This window comes from Streptomyces sp. NPDC041814 (genome assembly GCF_055590565.1).
The window spans coordinates 63,914-78,506 of sequence record NZ_JBVJAM010000004.1 but is presented as its reverse complement, the minus strand read 5'-3'; the positions used below and the strand labels follow the sequence as shown (position 1 = coordinate 78,506).

8 protein-coding genes, 1 tRNA gene and 2 pseudogenes are annotated in these 14,593 nt (G+C 68.1%); 7 read left to right on the top strand and 4 right to left on the bottom strand.

All coding sequences use genetic code 11. The features are described 5' to 3' along the window. Positions 1-20 precede the first annotated feature (20 nt). Positions 21-218 (bottom strand): annotated as a pseudogene (locus ACZ6C6_RS12830) (transposase); the annotation flags it as partial. Between the two features lie 504 nt (positions 219-722). On the opposite strand from ACZ6C6_RS12830, the gene ACZ6C6_RS12825 reads away from it, so the two are divergent. The 3 genes from ACZ6C6_RS12825 (at position 723) to ACZ6C6_RS12815 (ending at position 1,348) form a co-directional block, all read left to right on the top strand. Next, positions 723-807 (top strand) — tRNA-OTHER (locus ACZ6C6_RS12825). A gap of 60 nt (positions 808-867) precedes the next feature. Then, on the top strand, positions 868-1,152 hold the full coding sequence (locus ACZ6C6_RS12820; protein ID WP_469201987.1) for a barstar family protein: 285 nt from the start codon (positions 868-870) through the stop codon (positions 1,150-1,152). A gap of 46 nt (positions 1,153-1,198) precedes the next feature. Continuing rightward, the gene (locus ACZ6C6_RS12815; RefSeq protein ID WP_469201985.1) at positions 1,199-1,348 is read left to right on the top strand and encodes a hypothetical protein; all 150 of its coding nucleotides are present in this window, start codon (positions 1,199-1,201) and stop codon (positions 1,346-1,348) included. Positions 1,349-4,917: 3,569 nt separating this feature from the next. Here ACZ6C6_RS12815 and ACZ6C6_RS12810 read toward each other — a convergent pair. Continuing rightward, positions 4,918-6,120 (bottom strand): annotated as a pseudogene (locus tag ACZ6C6_RS12810) (IS110 family RNA-guided transposase). Positions 6,121-6,465: 345 nt separating this feature from the next. Next, positions 6,466-8,844, bottom strand: a complete 2,379-nt coding sequence (locus ACZ6C6_RS12805; protein ID WP_469201984.1) for a hypothetical protein — start codon at positions 8,842-8,844, stop codon at positions 6,466-6,468. A 1,030-nt stretch (positions 8,845-9,874) separates the two neighbouring features. Here ACZ6C6_RS12805 and ACZ6C6_RS12800 point away from each other — a divergent pair. The 4 genes from ACZ6C6_RS12800 to ACZ6C6_RS12785 all read left to right on the top strand — a co-directional run bounded on the left by ACZ6C6_RS12800 (position 9,875) and on the right by ACZ6C6_RS12785 (position 12,455). Then, positions 9,875-10,702, top strand: a complete 828-nt coding sequence (locus tag ACZ6C6_RS12800; RefSeq protein WP_469201982.1) for an alpha/beta fold hydrolase — start codon at positions 9,875-9,877, stop codon at positions 10,700-10,702. A 127-nt stretch (positions 10,703-10,829) separates the two neighbouring features. Next, positions 10,830-11,429 carry a molybdopterin-dependent oxidoreductase gene (locus ACZ6C6_RS12795; protein WP_469201980.1) on the top strand — a complete coding sequence of 200 codons (600 nt, stop codon included), beginning with the start codon at positions 10,830-10,832 and terminating at the stop codon, positions 11,427-11,429. 3 nt (positions 11,430-11,432) lie between these two features. Then, positions 11,433-12,140, top strand: coding sequence for a ferredoxin reductase (locus ACZ6C6_RS12790; RefSeq protein ID WP_469201978.1), 708 nt, complete (start codon positions 11,433-11,435; stop codon positions 12,138-12,140). 48 nt (positions 12,141-12,188) lie between these two features. Then, positions 12,189-12,455, top strand: coding sequence for a DUF6510 family protein (locus tag ACZ6C6_RS12785; protein WP_469201976.1), 267 nt, complete (start codon positions 12,189-12,191; stop codon positions 12,453-12,455). A 687-nt stretch (positions 12,456-13,142) separates the two neighbouring features. On the opposite strand, the gene ACZ6C6_RS12780 is transcribed toward ACZ6C6_RS12785, so the two are convergent. Then, positions 13,143-14,573 (bottom strand): aminotransferase-like domain-containing protein, encoded by a 1,431-nt coding sequence (locus tag ACZ6C6_RS12780; RefSeq protein ID WP_469201974.1) that lies wholly within the window; start codon positions 14,571-14,573, stop codon positions 13,143-13,145. Positions 14,574-14,593 lie beyond the last annotated feature (20 nt).

Sequence of the window (14,593 nt, the reverse complement as noted above, 5' to 3'; positions counted from 1 at the left end):
CATATTGAATCCGTGTCCTGTGTGGCGAGTCGGGCGAGTCGTTTGTAGCAGCAGTGTGCTGCGGCGAGGCCGAGTAAGGCCAGGTAGTTGCGGGGTTGGCGTTCGTATCGGTGGTTGAGTCTGCGGTAGCCGGTGCGCCAGGACATGGTGTGTTCTATGACCCATCGGCGGCGCCCTAAGCGTTCGCTGGACTCGAATCCCTTGCGGGCGATACGGAGGGGCCTCCCACCCGATGACGGTCAACGCAGCTGCGCCCGCGCTGCTGCGTCCGAAGCCGGTGTTCTTCGATCTGGGCAGCGGCATGCAGCGACTGGTAGGGCTACGACGGCCACACCCGCAACGCCCCCGGGCGGCCGCGCTGCGCGGAGGGTGCTCGTGCGGCTGGTGCGGCACCGCCCTGCACCCCGTTGAGTGGCAGCAGGGAGCCGCCGCCCGCACGGCGCGAGACGCGCTGCTGCACGGCGGCGAACGCGCCTAGCTGGGCCCTCCTCGCCAAATCGGACCGCAGGATCGAGGCGAACGGTGCGGACGACGGGGCGGGCCCGGTGAGCAAAACCCACGTGCCGGCGCTGCTGAGCATGAGCGATGATCCACTGATGCTGAGCGCCACCGACGCGGACGATGCCGCGAGCACGTCCCTGTTGCTGACCTCGATGCGTCGGCTGCACAAGCAGTGCGAAAACGAGTGTGCTCTGCGGCTTGAGGGCACGTACGCTGCCTCGGGCCATGCATCGTCCAGCGGCCAAGGACACCGCACTCGGGTTCACCCCGAGGCGGAAACCCCGGTTCGAATCCGGGTGCTGGCCACCCCTCTGTACACGAGCTCTGGAGGGCTGGTCCGAGACTGGAAGGGGAGCGCGTGTGAGGGTGGAGATCAACGGCGCGGAGATCAGGTCGCAAGCGGATCTGCACAGAGCTCTGGCCGGACCGTTGGACTTCGGCTTGTACTACGGGGCCAACCTCGCCGCGTTGTGGGACCGGCTGACTGTGGATGTGGAACGCCCCGTCGAGATCATCTGGCGTCATGCCAGTGCCAGCCGGGCGCTGATGGGCGAGGCGCACTTCATCCAGGTCCGTGACCTGCTTGAGGCTGTCGCGGAGCAGGACCGGTCGGACGGGTGGGCTGACCGGCTGACGATTGCGTTCGAGTAGCGAGTGCGAATACGGCACGAGCACCGGAAGGCGGCCTGGTGGGCAAATGCGAGCTTGTCCGTTCGCATGGCCGTGGTTCGGCGACTGGTTCACGGTCGGCGACACCGCCAGCCTGTACGAGCCGACGCACCGCGACCCGGTGACCGGCGTCGGCCTGGCGGAAATCCGGGTCACCATCCCGTGCAGCTGGTGGTAGCCCGTACCGCCGGGCGGTGACGTAAGACCCCGGGCTCTGTCGGCGGTCCAGGGGTCTCGTAGTGGTGGGGGCGAGGTCAGAAGTCGTCCCCCGGAGCCCTCCCGCTCGGAGGGCGGCCGAACCGCTCGATGGACCAGCCCGAGCAGTTCGCCCCTCGGACAGCCCCTCGTCGCACTCCTCGTGATGGTCGCGTACCTCCTGCTTCGCCGCGGCTGCCGGCGGCGTGGGTTGAGCGGCGGGCGGCTCCGTGGGCGGTCCCAGCCCGGCAGCCGGGGCTGGGACCGCCCACACCATGTCCAGCGCGGCGAGGGCGGCCCGCTGCTTCACGGTGAGCTTGTGTCGTCTTGCCTTGGTGTTGGAATGCCATACGCCCAGTCGCACAGGCACCGTCTCGCCGTCGACCACGACGTCCACCACCGCCCCGCGTGGGACGGGCGGGCCGGTACCTTCGCGCTCCACCCACTGGGTAGCGGTCGACGAGGGGTGCCCAGCCGTGGTTCACCTGGCCGGTCAACGCCCGGCGCGAGGCAAATCGGCTACCGCCGTCTGGCGACCGCATCTCCGCCGTCAACTTTCCAGACCGGATGAACAGGGCGAAGGCGAAGGAGGGAATCACCTCGTTCGAGGCCGATCTGCGCGGGACCTTCGAGGTTCTGCCCGTGGCCCCGAGGACGCGGTCACCGTTCTGGAGATGAAGGCCGGTCAGCGCCCGCCCCGCGTCGATCCGTCGTGAATGCTGTACCCCTCGGCCGCGGATCCCGCGGTCGCGCAGGAGTGGCTGTACGAGTGGACGAGGTGCCCGGGGCGAAGGTGTCGTGGTCAAGAGTTTGACGGGCCGCTACCGGCCGGGCGTGCGCGGCTGGTCCAAGGTTCGCCGCAGGAATTCCGCCGAAGCACTCATCGGCGGCCTCGCCGGCTTCCTGCATCGGCCCCAAGTCCTGCTCCTGGGCCGCTGCGACACCACCGGACGCCTATGGCTCGTGGGCAGGACCGTCCGCACGCTCGGCCCTGGCGCCGGGACCTCGCCGACCACGTCACCGCAGCTGGCCTCGAACACCCCTGGGTCGGCGTCCGCTTCACCGCGTCCAGGACAAGCCGTACATTCCTGGAGTCAGCCTTGGTCGACCCCGTGCTCGTCGCGGAGATCGGCGCCGGTGTGTGACAGGACCACGGAGTGTGGCGCTACCCATTGCGATGCGAACGCCTCCGCCCGGGCTCCGATGCAGCTGATGTGCCAGCGTTCGGCGAGACGCGGTGACTGCGCAGGAGGACCCCGTGGAGCAGACACATGCAGACGGCCTCGCGTGCGCAGCCGTCTCGACCGCGCTGTGCAGACTGGCGAAGTCTCGGGGTTCGTCCAGGCATAGCCGGCCAGATGCGAAGCAAGCCTTCATCGAACGCACAGGAGCCGAGACGCCCCACACGACCTGCTGCTCAGGTTCGAAGTAGCGTCGCAGGCAACGCTCCTGAATGCAGAGCGTGCTCACCTCGCACGACTGGGTTCGCTGTCAAACGACTGCATTGGATGTCAAAGGTCAGCGAACTCGTCCCTTGTCATCTGTGGGATCTCAAACCTCGTGGCTGGATCTCACGGCCAAGCGCCAGTCGCTGGCCGATCGGCCACGGATCCGAGACCAACACCGACGTAGAGGCGAACGCGCGGGCCGGTGACTGACAACAGCGCAGGCAGAGGAGTGGGAACCCCGGCGGCAGAACACTGTGGAGGTCCGTTTCGCTGACCGTGCAAGAAGGGGCGCCGCAATGTAGGCCAGGAGGAGAAGGCCACCGGCCCGAGGCTCGCACAGTGTCTTGGCTGCCCGGTAGGGGTCGCTACCTCGGCGGAGTCCAGTCGGCGGTGCAGGTGGTCCAGATGCGGCAGTTGGCAGGAACGCCGAGTGTCACCGTCATTGCTTAATTGGGTTTACGACTGTGCGTTGGGGTCCTGGGTGAGGAGTGAGGCTCACCCCCGCACGCGCGGGGAGCGCACTCGGCGACCTGCCTACATTCGGAACGGCAAGAAGCGCGGACCACCCCCGCGCGTGCGGGGAGCGCGCTACAGTGCTTGGGGTGGCGACACATATGACTTGACGTATGCCTAGGCACTGAATGGGAGGCGCCGGGTTCATAATTTGTCGCCAGTGAAAGAGCGGGGCCACGCCCGGCAAGACGTGACCCCGCAAGGACGGGTTCGTGAGACCCGGCCAACTGACCGCATATGCGGTCAGCGAAGGGTGACCAGGGACCAGCTATAGGCCATGGCGCCTCCTCCAGTCGCTGAACCAGTCGGCAACAGCTCGACCAGCCAGCGCTGACAGGAAGGTGATCAAGACCTTTGCTGGTCCCTTCTTTTTGTCGCGAGACTCCCCGTCGTCCATGTGTGCCTCCAATGCGCCAATGGGAGTGGTATGACCACGAACTCATGTGCTGGTGCTTGGAGTTGCACGCTTCGGACGGAACCGACATCGCAGAGACGACGATATGTCGTGCCGCAAAGCCGGAAGCCACCTTCCCGAGAAGTCCGAAATCCCACCCCTTCCCCCATGTGTAGCCAAAAGGTCCGTTGGATTGCGCGCCTGGCGCGCCACAACGCGCACTCGAGAGCCGAGGGCAGCCTCCAGTCCGGAAAACTTCACAAGCGGATGAACCGCATCCCCCTTCTTTCGGATGTGCGCCCAGAAGAAGAGTGCGTGATGGTCCGCCTGTAGTGCACATGGGTCAGTTGAGGATCAGACTGAAGAAATGGCCGCGCCCCGGCGATAGGGGGCGCGGCCATCTGAGGCCGCGTGCTCACCCGATAAACCTAGACTCGTGGTGCGGAATCCGGGAAATCGGACACCTCCTGCGCCCGCGGTCGTGGTGCGAGCGCCGCCCGGGCCCCCGGGGGGTGCCCCTATGTCTTCGGTCAAGCTGTGTGGCTCACAATGCGGGCATGGTTGACCAGGGTGGGGTCGCGGTATCGGTGTGGCGGGTGGAGGGGCCGGTTCTCGTGGCGGGCTTTATAGCTCCTGTTGTCGTCGGCGTGAAGGCGATCATGGGCTGGGGTGTCTGGGTTTCGTCTCCTGAGGGCTGTCCCGCAATCCCCGGCGGGCGCACGACGACAGCTACGGCACCTCGCCGCGTTGTCGGAGCGCCCGAATGCACCCAGTATGCGGACGCCCCTCCGCCTTGCGATGCACCGCATCTGACGCCGCGCGCTGATCCACCAGGGATTACGGGACAGCCCTTGGCATGGCGGCAGCGCGGCTGGCTGGGCTGTGGACGGGGCTGGCGGTCGGCTGTGCCTTGTTCTTCTGGTGGATGATTCTCAGGGTCCGGCTTGAGGTTGGTCCTTGTGGCATCGTGGCGGTGAATCCGTGGGGGACTCAACGCCTGGGTCTGGAGCAGGTGGCCTTCGTGCGACTGGGGGCGTGGGGTGCGGAGTTCCATCACATGGATGGCTTCAAGACCACGGCCTATGCGCTGGGCGGGATGGCCGGGGGCCCGCGCAGGACCGGTGCTTCGCGGAGCTTATGGCTGTTCTGGGGCACGAGCCCGATTTCCCGGTGCGGTGAGGCTGGCATGGGTGGCGGTCACGGGTTGGTCGGCCGAGGTTCGTAGAAGGTTCCGTCGCGGAGTGCGGCGAAGAGGACGTCGGCCCGGCGTCGGGCGAGGCAGAGCAGAGCCTGGGTGTGGTGCTTGCCCTGGCTGACCTTCTTGTCGTCGTGGGACCGGGAGGCAGGGTCGCTGAGGGCTGCGAACGCGGAGAGGCAGAGGGCTAGTTGAGCTGCTTGTTTCCTCGCCGGGATGGGTGTTCGCCTCGGATCGAGGAGTCCGAATTGCGGGCTGCCGGGGCGAGTCCTGCGTAGGCGGCGAGGTGGGCGGCTGACGGGAAGCTGCTGCCGTCGCCGACCTCGATGAGGACCCTGGCTCCGGTCCTGATCCCGACGCCGGCATCGAGATCAGGACCTGGGAAAGAAGGTGGGCCTTCAGCGGTTCTCGATCCGCCCGCCCAGCAGCTTGCGCTGGTCAAGGACGGTGGCGAGCGAGCCGGCCAGGCTCGGGACGATCAGGGCGGCCGCTTCGGTGGCGGGAACCACCACGGTCTGCTCGTCCATCGCGGTGAGTATCTCCTCGACCAGGCGCTCGGCCACGCGTGGTGCCTTCGGCCGCAGCAGTGTGACCAGCCGCCGGCGGCCTGCTTTGCGGATCTGGGCCGGTGATGCGAACCGCTCCAGCAGGGCGAGGACAGCGGGGTGTTGCAACCGCGGCCCCAGGATCCGTTCCAGGGACGGGTGGATCTGATGATCAGGCCGTGGAGCCGGTTTGAGACCCGGGTGGCCTCACCGGCCAGGTCGTCATCGAAGCCGACGATCATCTCCAGCTCGGCGATCGTCTCGTCTTCGAGGTCGACCGAGCGCAGGGTGTGTGGCATCGCGCGGGCGGTATCGGCGATGATGAACGTGTCCCTCGCGTCGGTTTTGGCCTCGCCGGGATAGAGATCGGATATTCGCCGCATCGTCAGGCCGGGCAGGTAGGCGACGGGGCAGCCCCATGTCCCTCGCGACCGTCAGCGGCAGGGCTCCGATCGGGGCCGGCTGGTTGACCACGATCAGTACCTTTCCGTGCTTGGCCTGGATTTTCGCGAACAGTTCGCGGAGCTTGGGCTCGGTGTTGGGCAGCCGTTTGTCGAACGCCTTCTTCCCGGCCGGAGTGACGGCGGCGGCGTGGTGTGCGCCCTTGCCGACGTCCAGGCTGAGATAGACGTCGATGTCGTCGGTGTCGATCACGTGCATCCTCCGGTCGTGCTTCCACCCGGCCTCGTCCACGGCACCGATCGCCACATCCACGTTACGAAGAGCCTCCCGACCTGCGAAGAGTCGGTGGTCATGCCCCTGATCAGCGGTCAGTCAGTGCCTCCGGGCTCGGTGACACCATCCCCGGATCATGGTTACAAAGGGGAAGTCATGCCGGGCCCGGAGGCCGGCAGCCCCGTTGCGAGGCCACCAAAAAGGTAGTGGGGGAATGGTTCCGCCCTGGAGCGGTCTGAGACGAAGGCGCCGCCCGGCTTCTCCATCGACATCGAGACAGCGAACCGACCCCGGGCTTTTGCCCGAGGTCGGTGCCTACCGCATGCCCTGTCAGTGCCGGCCGTTGCCGTATCCGTGTCCGTCGTCCTCACGGCAGTAGCAGTCGTCATCCGTGGGGTGAGGGGAGGGCGACGGGCCCGGGCTGTGTTCCTTGTTGGTCAGGGTGCAGGTGACACTGGCGCCCGCGGCAAGGGTGACCTGGTCGTTCGTGACCGGTAGAACTTCGCCTTCGGAGGTCTCGCACTCCCAGCCGGCCGGCCGGTAGCCCTCGGGGCCGCCGTTCTCGCCGAGGGTGTAGCTGCCGGGGGGCACCGTCACGTCGGTGACGGCCTCGCTGCCGCTGGTGCCGGAGAGGTTCTCCGGGCCGTTGGCGGTCAGGGTCCAGTCGCCGGGTTCCGCGGTCCCGCCGTGCTGGTTGACGACGCGTTTTACCAAGGTCAGCCGGGACTCGTCCTCGTCTTCGCAGCTCACGGTGTTGCGTACGGTGAACGTGTTCTCCGTCTGGGTGAGCTGGGCCTCGTAGGGCAGGGGTTCGTCGGCCATGCTGCCGTTGGCCGAGACGATCCGGCTGCTGTCCAGGGTGCAGGTGTCGGGGACAGCGACGGTCTCGGCGATCGTCGCGGTGTCCCCGAGGGTGTAGCCGTCGCGCTCCTCGCCCCACTCCTGGGAGGTGGGGGCGCCGGTGCCAGGGCCTGTCAGGGTGAGATCCGCGTCGTAGCCGTCCGGGCGGCCGGCCTGGGTGTACGTCCTACCGTCGATGAGCCATTCCTTCTCGACGGTGATCCCGGCTTTCGCGTCCTGCTGAGGCCGGTTGTACATGGTGCAGCTGACCGCCGAGAGGCGGGGGACATCCACGCCGAAGCCCGGGTTTGCGGCCGTTCCGGTGTTGGTGACCTGGACCGGCTCCCCGGTGTCGAGGTCGGTGCAGACGGCGTTGAGTCCGCCCTGGGTGACCAGGTCGTAGCCCGGCCGTTGAGCCTCGGTCACGGCGATGTCTGCGGAGTCGGTGCCGGCCGGGTAGGTGGGATCGAAGGAAACGGCGCCGGTGCGGTCGGCGGCGGTCTCCTGGGTGTCGGGCAGGCCGCCGATGCCGGGCGTCGTGGTGGTCGCCGTGAACTCCCAGCCCTCACCCGCGGGGGTGGCTCCGGTGATGTCTTCACCGGTGGTGTCCTCGGGAACGATCTGCTTGACGACCGAGAGCGTTCCGGCGCAGTTGCTGAGTGCGAGTTCGGTCAGGGCCGCTCCGGCCCCGGCGAAGTCGGCGGTCTGGTAGTAGTCGGCGGTGAGCGGGTTGGTCCCGTCGAACGCTTCCGGGCCCGAGATGGCCCGGAGGTTCAGTCCGGACACTCCCTCAACGCCTCGGCCGACGCCCACGGCGACGACGCGAGAGCCCTTGGCCTTGACCGCGTTGGCGGAGAAGATCCCGCCCTCGACGTCGGCGAAGTGGGTGTGAGAGCCGTCGCCCTGGCGTGGGTTGTTCCAGTAGGTGGGGTTGCCGTCGGTGAGGACGACGACCGCGTCGTAGCGCGGTTCGGCCTTGGCCACCGCGTACAGCCCCTGGTCCCAGTTGGTGCCCGAACCCAGCGTCCAGTCGGCGTACAGGTTCTTGAAGGCGTCGGCGCCGGACTGCGTGGAGACCGGCATCAACTCGGGGTGGTTGGCCGTGCCGGTGCTGGGGGAGCCGCGGTCGAAGGAGAAGAGCGCCATCCGGGAAGGGGTCTGGGCCAGCGCGTCGGTGAAGCCGTTCGCCGCCGCCTTCAGGTTGGGCAGCGCGCTTCCCACGGATGCGGAGAGATCCAGGACCAGGGCGACGTCCAGACCACATTGCTCGGGGAGTTCCGGATTGGCCCGGGACTGCTGCCAGATGCCGCCGGAGGCGACGTACGGACTGGACGCATAGTCGGTGCTGAACATGAAGTCGCTGGAGGAGGAGTAGGTCTGCCCCTCTTCCAGAGCCGGCGTCAGGAACCGATACGGCGAACGCACCGAGCCGGACCCGCTCCCCGCCCCGGTCCTGAGGGCAGTGTTGGTGTACCAACCCGCGGGGACACCGTCCTCGGGCTGACCGACGTAGTAGCGGGCGCCCTCGTTCGCACCGCCGTCCTCCGTGTCCGGCACGATGAAGCTGCAGTCGCCGTCGGCATCGGACGTGCACCGGGCCCATGCCGCAGCGATCGGTGCGACGGCATCCTCCGAGGCGTACAGGGCCAGCCTCACACCGGCCAACGGGCCGACCGCCGAGTCCCCGGTCCGGTCACCGCCCGTCTTCACCGTAATGACGGAACTGCCGGGCGCCGGTGGCGGGACCGTCGCAGGGGCCGCCCCCAGCGACGCGGCGAGAGCGACCGCACCCGCCAGCACGCGGCCGACGGACCGGCGTCTCCCCGCACTGCGGCCCGGCATGGCCAGGCCCTTCCTAGTCACACGCATGAGTTCCCCTTCGCGGCGATCCCGACTACAGGCGAAATCTCATGTAAACAGGAACTAAAGGACTTACGAGGTGATTGACCCATTCGTAGGCGGCGTGCGGTCCGCCGTCGGATTGAGACCACCGTCCTGCTGAGCCGCTGACGCTGCTGGCGATTCCTGAGTGGCCCGGGCCTCCGAGACCGGTCCTGCCTAGGGCATGGACGGCGGGGCCTAGGCAGGACTGCCTCTCGTCCGGGTTGAGACGATCCAGCTGATCGGCCTACTGCACCTCCCGGACGCAGCACGCGTCCGGCATTCCGACCCGATTGGCGGCGTGAGTGAGGCCGGGCAACGCGACGGAATGGCACTGGCCCCAGGCGATCGAGAGCCGTTACGTGGCGCCGAAGGTCTCCGGGCCTGCAAGGCTCCTCAGCGGGCGACATCCTGTCCTGGGCACTGCCCTGACAGCCACGACACATGGGCTCGTAGGGGTGCCTCGCCAGACGGAGGTCGCGTTCCGGAGTCCCCCGGGCTGGCCCAGACGTCCCTCGGGGCGGAGGTCCTCCCCATCGAAGGAGTTCCTACGACACCTCATGCGGAAGGCTCGCGCGCTGGCCATGCCGGGGAAGCGTTGACGAGGAGCACCGGCATCCTCGCCTTCCTCGGCGCCTGCTTCGCGACGAGCCTGTGGCTGTGCCCGTAGAGCTGGTGTGTGACCCCGGTTTCGCCCTCGACCGGCTGTCGTCAGCATGGTCGTCCTCGATAACGCTGGGTTGGCCTTCGGACCGTTGTGCCTTCTCCTGCTTCTGCCGGATCCGCACCCCGTGTATGCCTGCCCGGGTGGGCTGTATCGGGGCTGTTCGGAGCGATGCGGAGGCGTCGGGATGCGGAACGCCCTCGCGTGTGAAGGATGGGAGGGAGGGGCTTTGTATGCCGCAATTCGCCCAGCGGCTCCAGCGGGGCTGGAACAGCTGGAACAGCCCCTGGAACAGCCCATCATCCACGCGGGTCACACAGTGGCGGGGCGCCGCGCGAGTACGAGGGAGTTCGCATGCCGGTCTGTACAACCCGTGACGGTGTCGACATCTTCTACAAGGACTGGGGCCGGGGGCGCCCCGTGGTCTTCATCCACGGCTGGCCGCTCAACGGTGACGCCTGGCAGGACCAGCTGAAGGCCGTGGCCGACGCGGGCTTCCGGGGAATCGCCCACGACCGCCGGGGCCACGGCCGCTCGACTCCGGTGTACGACGGATACGACTTCGATACGTTCGCCGACGACCTGCACGATCTGATCACCCAGCTCGACCTGCGGGACGTCACGCTGGTCGCGCATTCGATGGGCGGCGGCGAGCTGGCCCGCTACATCGGCCGGCACGGCACGGACCGCATCAAGTCCGCTGTCCTGCTCTCCGCGGTTCCGCCGCTGATGCTGCAGGGCCCGGACAACCCCGAGGGCGTTCCCCAGTCGGTGTTCGACAGCATCAAGGACGGCATCCTGGCGGAACGGTCCCAGTTCTGGAAGGACACCGCTGTCGGGTTCTTCGGTGCGAACCGGGACGGCAACAAGGTCACGCAGGGCAACAAGGACGCGTTCTGGTACATGGCGATGGCCCAGACCATCGAGGGCGGCGTGGACTGCGTGGACGCCTTCGCCTCCACCGACTTCCACGAGGACCTCAAGAAGTTCGACGTGCCGACTCTGGTCGTGCACGGCGACGACGACCAGGTCGTGCCCATCGACGCGACGGGCCGCAAGTCCGCGAAAATCATCCCCAACGCCACGCTCAAGGTGTACGAAGGCGGCTCCCACGGCATCGCCCTCGTCCCTGGGGACAAGGAGAAGTTCAACAAGGACCTTCTCGACTTCCTCAAGAGCTGACGCGGCCGTCTCCTGCGGCCGCCGGTCGCCCGCCCGGGCGACCGGCGGCCGGACTCCCAAGATCCTCATCGACGCCGCGCTTGACCTGTCGCGGCCTGGCACCGACATCGAGGACGGACACGCAGGTATGGGCAACTTCTCTCCGGGCTTCCACGGCCGTACGCACCGGTTCGACGGCAGGCTGCCGCCGGGGCAGTACCCCACCGAGTCATTCCCGGTGCTCTCAGCCGGGCCGACGCCCCATGTCCGGACACAGGACTGGTCCTTCACCCTGACCACGGAGTCGGGGCAGACCCGACGCTGGGACTGGGAAGAGATGATGTCGCTTCCCCAGGAGGACGTGACCGTCGACATCCACTGCGTCACCCGGTGGTCGAAGTTCGACACCGTCTGGCGTGGGGTGTCCCTCGACACCTTTCTCGCCGAGGCCGAAACGACGGCGGACTTCGCCGTCGCACACGGTGAAGGCGGCTACACCACCAATGTTCCCCTGGAAGACCTCCAGGAGGGCAAGGCGTGGCTCGTCCACACCTACGACGGATTCGCGCTGTCGCCGGAACACGGCGGGCCTGTCCGGTTGCTCGTCCCTCACCTGTACTTCTGGAAGTCAGCGAAGTGGGTCACCGGACTCACCCTCACTCTTCGGAACGAACCCGGCTTCTGGGAGTCGGTGGGTTACCACGACTACGGTGACCCATGGCGCGAGCAGCGGGCCTGGAGCGACTGAACCATGAGTGCGTGGCTCAGCAGCCGACTCGTCGGACGCCAGGAACAGTCCTCGACGGGACGCACCCTCCTGTTCGACGTCCCCGGATGGCCCGGGCACCTGGCCGGGCAGCACGTGGACATACGGCTGAGCGGGGACGATGGGTATCAGGCCGTCCGCAGCTACTCCCTGGCTTCACCGGCCCGGGGAATCCGTATCGAGCTGGGCGTACAGGCTGTTCCCGACGGTGAGGTCTCCCCCTACCTGGTCCGTGACCTCCCAGTGGGCGCGGAGGTCGAGGTTAGGGGCCCGTTGGGCGGTTGGTTCGTCTGGCGGCCGGAGCAGACCGATCCGGTCCTGCTGGTGGCCGGAGGCTGCGGGATCGTTCCCCTGATGGCCATGATCCGGGCCAACCGGGTTGAGGGGTCCGCCGCCCAGATGCGGCTGGTCTACTCGGTGCGTGACCCCGGTCAGGTCTGGTACCGGGACGAGTTGACGACCGGCAACGGGCCAGCGACGAGCACCCGGATCATCCACACCCGCCAGGCACCGGCCGGCTCGTCCCGGCCCGCCGGACGCATCACCGCCGACGACCTGCCGCAGGGAGGAACGGACGAACGGCCCGTCCTGTGTTTCGTGTGCGGACCCACCGGCTTCGTGGAACACGCGGCGGATCTCCTGATCCGTGTCGGGCACTCTCCCGACCGCATCCGCACCGAACGCTTCGGCTGACCACTGCCCCGCAGCTGCCGCGCGCAGCCCACTCGCTGGAGAACACACGTGACCTTCTCCCCTCGTGACGGTAACGCTCTTGCCGGCCCCCTGTCGCAGATCTTCGCCGTGGAGCCGACCACCGCCTGGCGGCGGTGTCCGCAGTGCGGGCTCACCGGATCCCTCGCCCAACTGCGCGTCTACGGGCCGGACCCCGGCCTCACCGGCCGTTGCCCCGGCTGCGAGGCACTGGCGCTGCGCCTGGTCGAACACTCTGAACACCTCTGGCTGCAACTGGGCGGAGGGCAGGGGGCCTTCCGCTTTCCCCGTCTCTGACTCCCACGGAGGCGATGCGGCCTTCGCCGGTCAAGCAGAAATGCGGACGAGCCCTGTCCTGGGCCGACGTGATGGTGCTCTCGGGAAACGTCGCCCTGGAGTCGATGGGCCTGGAAACCGTCGGCTACGGCGGGGGCCGCGAAGAGGTCTGGGGGCGCCGGCGCGTGATGTTGCGAAGAAACGCCATCTTGCCCTCAGGGGCGGACGACCACCGCAGCCTCGGCGAAGTCGGCCGAGAAACGGTCCGTCACAGGAGCCGAGGCGGAGTCCAAGGAACGCCACGTTCACTGTTCAACCGGCGTGTGCTGACGCACCTCGCGGGCGGAACCGAGGCGGCGCTCGGAACGAGACGGTGAGCGTGCGCGGGTGCGCACACGGTCGCCGCTGGTCGCGGTGTCGGCCGTCTCCAGCCGTAACCGCAGCCCTCACCACCGTCGCTGGTGAGGGGCCCAACCGCGAGAGAGATGGTGATTCGAGCGGACTCGTGCCGAAGGAAATGCTGTTGGCCCGTGCCAGGGGCGGAGGTGCAGAACGGCGTCGGCACGGCTTCCGGTCGGTCGCCTCATCACGTCCTCAGGCCCGATCGCAGGCCAGCGGGTGGATGCTTCTCGATCCCCCAGATGTGCTGCCGCGCGGAGTAAGGCCCCGCCGGGCAGCGGCTGGCCGGGCGGCCCTATGCAGGTTTTGTCAGCGGCCGTCCTTCGCATCGGCATAGGTGTTGGTGAGTCTGTCGACCGCGATGTCGATCGTCTCGGGCGGGAGGGTGAAGGGGAGGCGCAGGTAGTGGTCCAGGGCGCCGTCCGGGGAAAAGCGGAAGCCCGGGGTGAGGGCCAGGCTGTGCCTGGCGGCTAGGTCGGCCAGGCGCCGGGTGTCGGTGTCGGGGAGTTCGAGCCACAGAGACAGTCCGCCTTGGGGCACCTGGAAGCGGCACCACGGCAGGGTCGACAGCCGCGTGATCAAGTGGTCTCGCTGGTAGACCAGTTGTGCGCGCCGCCGGTCGAGGATCGTTTGTCTGCGTTCCAGGAGTCGGGCGGCGACGAGCTGGTCGAATGGGGAGGGGGCGAGTGCGGCGGCGAGTGGGAGCGCCGCCAGCCGGCGGACGACGTCTGGGTGGCCGCGGATCCAGCCGACGCGCAGGCCCGGCCACAGGGACTTGCTCAGGGAGCCCACGTAGACGATGCGCCGGTCACCGGCGCGTGCAGCGAGGCGCGGAGGCGGCGCCGTGGCCTTGCGCAGGTCGAGGTCCCGTAGGGTCTCGTCGAAGACGGCCAGGGTGTCGTGGGAGTGCAGTCGCCGACGGAGTTGGGTGCGGTCGTCCTCATCCATCAGCAGGCCGGTGGGGTTGTGGAAATCCGTGATCAGGTAGGTCAGGGACGGCCGGGCCGAGGTGAGCGTGCGGTCCAGAGCGGGCAGGTCCCAGCCGGTGGGGGTGAGGGGCTGGGAGATCAGCCTGGCGCCCGTGCTCCGGAAGAGGGCGAGCGCGCCCGGGTAGGTGGGAGAGTCCAGGACGACCCTGCTGCGGGGCTGTAGGTATGCCGCGCTGAGCAGACACAGCGCGGCGTCGGCGCCGCTGGTCAGCAGGAGGTGCCCGACATCGGTGGCGAGCCCTTCGGCGTTGTAGAGGTCGGCGACGCCCGTGTGCAGGGCCGATCGGCGGCCATACGAGGAGGAGTCACCCAACAGCTCGGCGGGCAGTGCGTCGGCCGCTTCCCCCACAGCTTGAAGCAGTTCCGGGAAGGGGGCGGCGGGCTCCGCGACAGTGAGATCCAGCGGCGCCCCGTTCCTGCCAGCCTTGCCCCGGTCGCTGACCCACGGTGAGAGGCGGTCGTGCAGCCGGGGCGGCAGGGAGACAGTGCTGCCGGAGCCGGTCCGGGTGACGATCAACCGTTCTGCGCGCAGAATCTGGTAGCTCGCCGCCACGGTTCCTCGCGCGAGGCCGAACTCGTTGGCGAGCAGGCGCTCGGCCGGAAGCTGCGGGCCGATCGGGAGCCGGCCGTCGTAGACGGCCTTCTCCAAGGCGTCAGCCAGCCTGCGCGCCAGTGTGCCCTCGCCTGCGCGCCAGTCACCGAGCATCTGGGGAAACCTCGACGCCGGGATGCGTCGCACCAGTCGATCCACATGGGCCACTTTACGTGGAT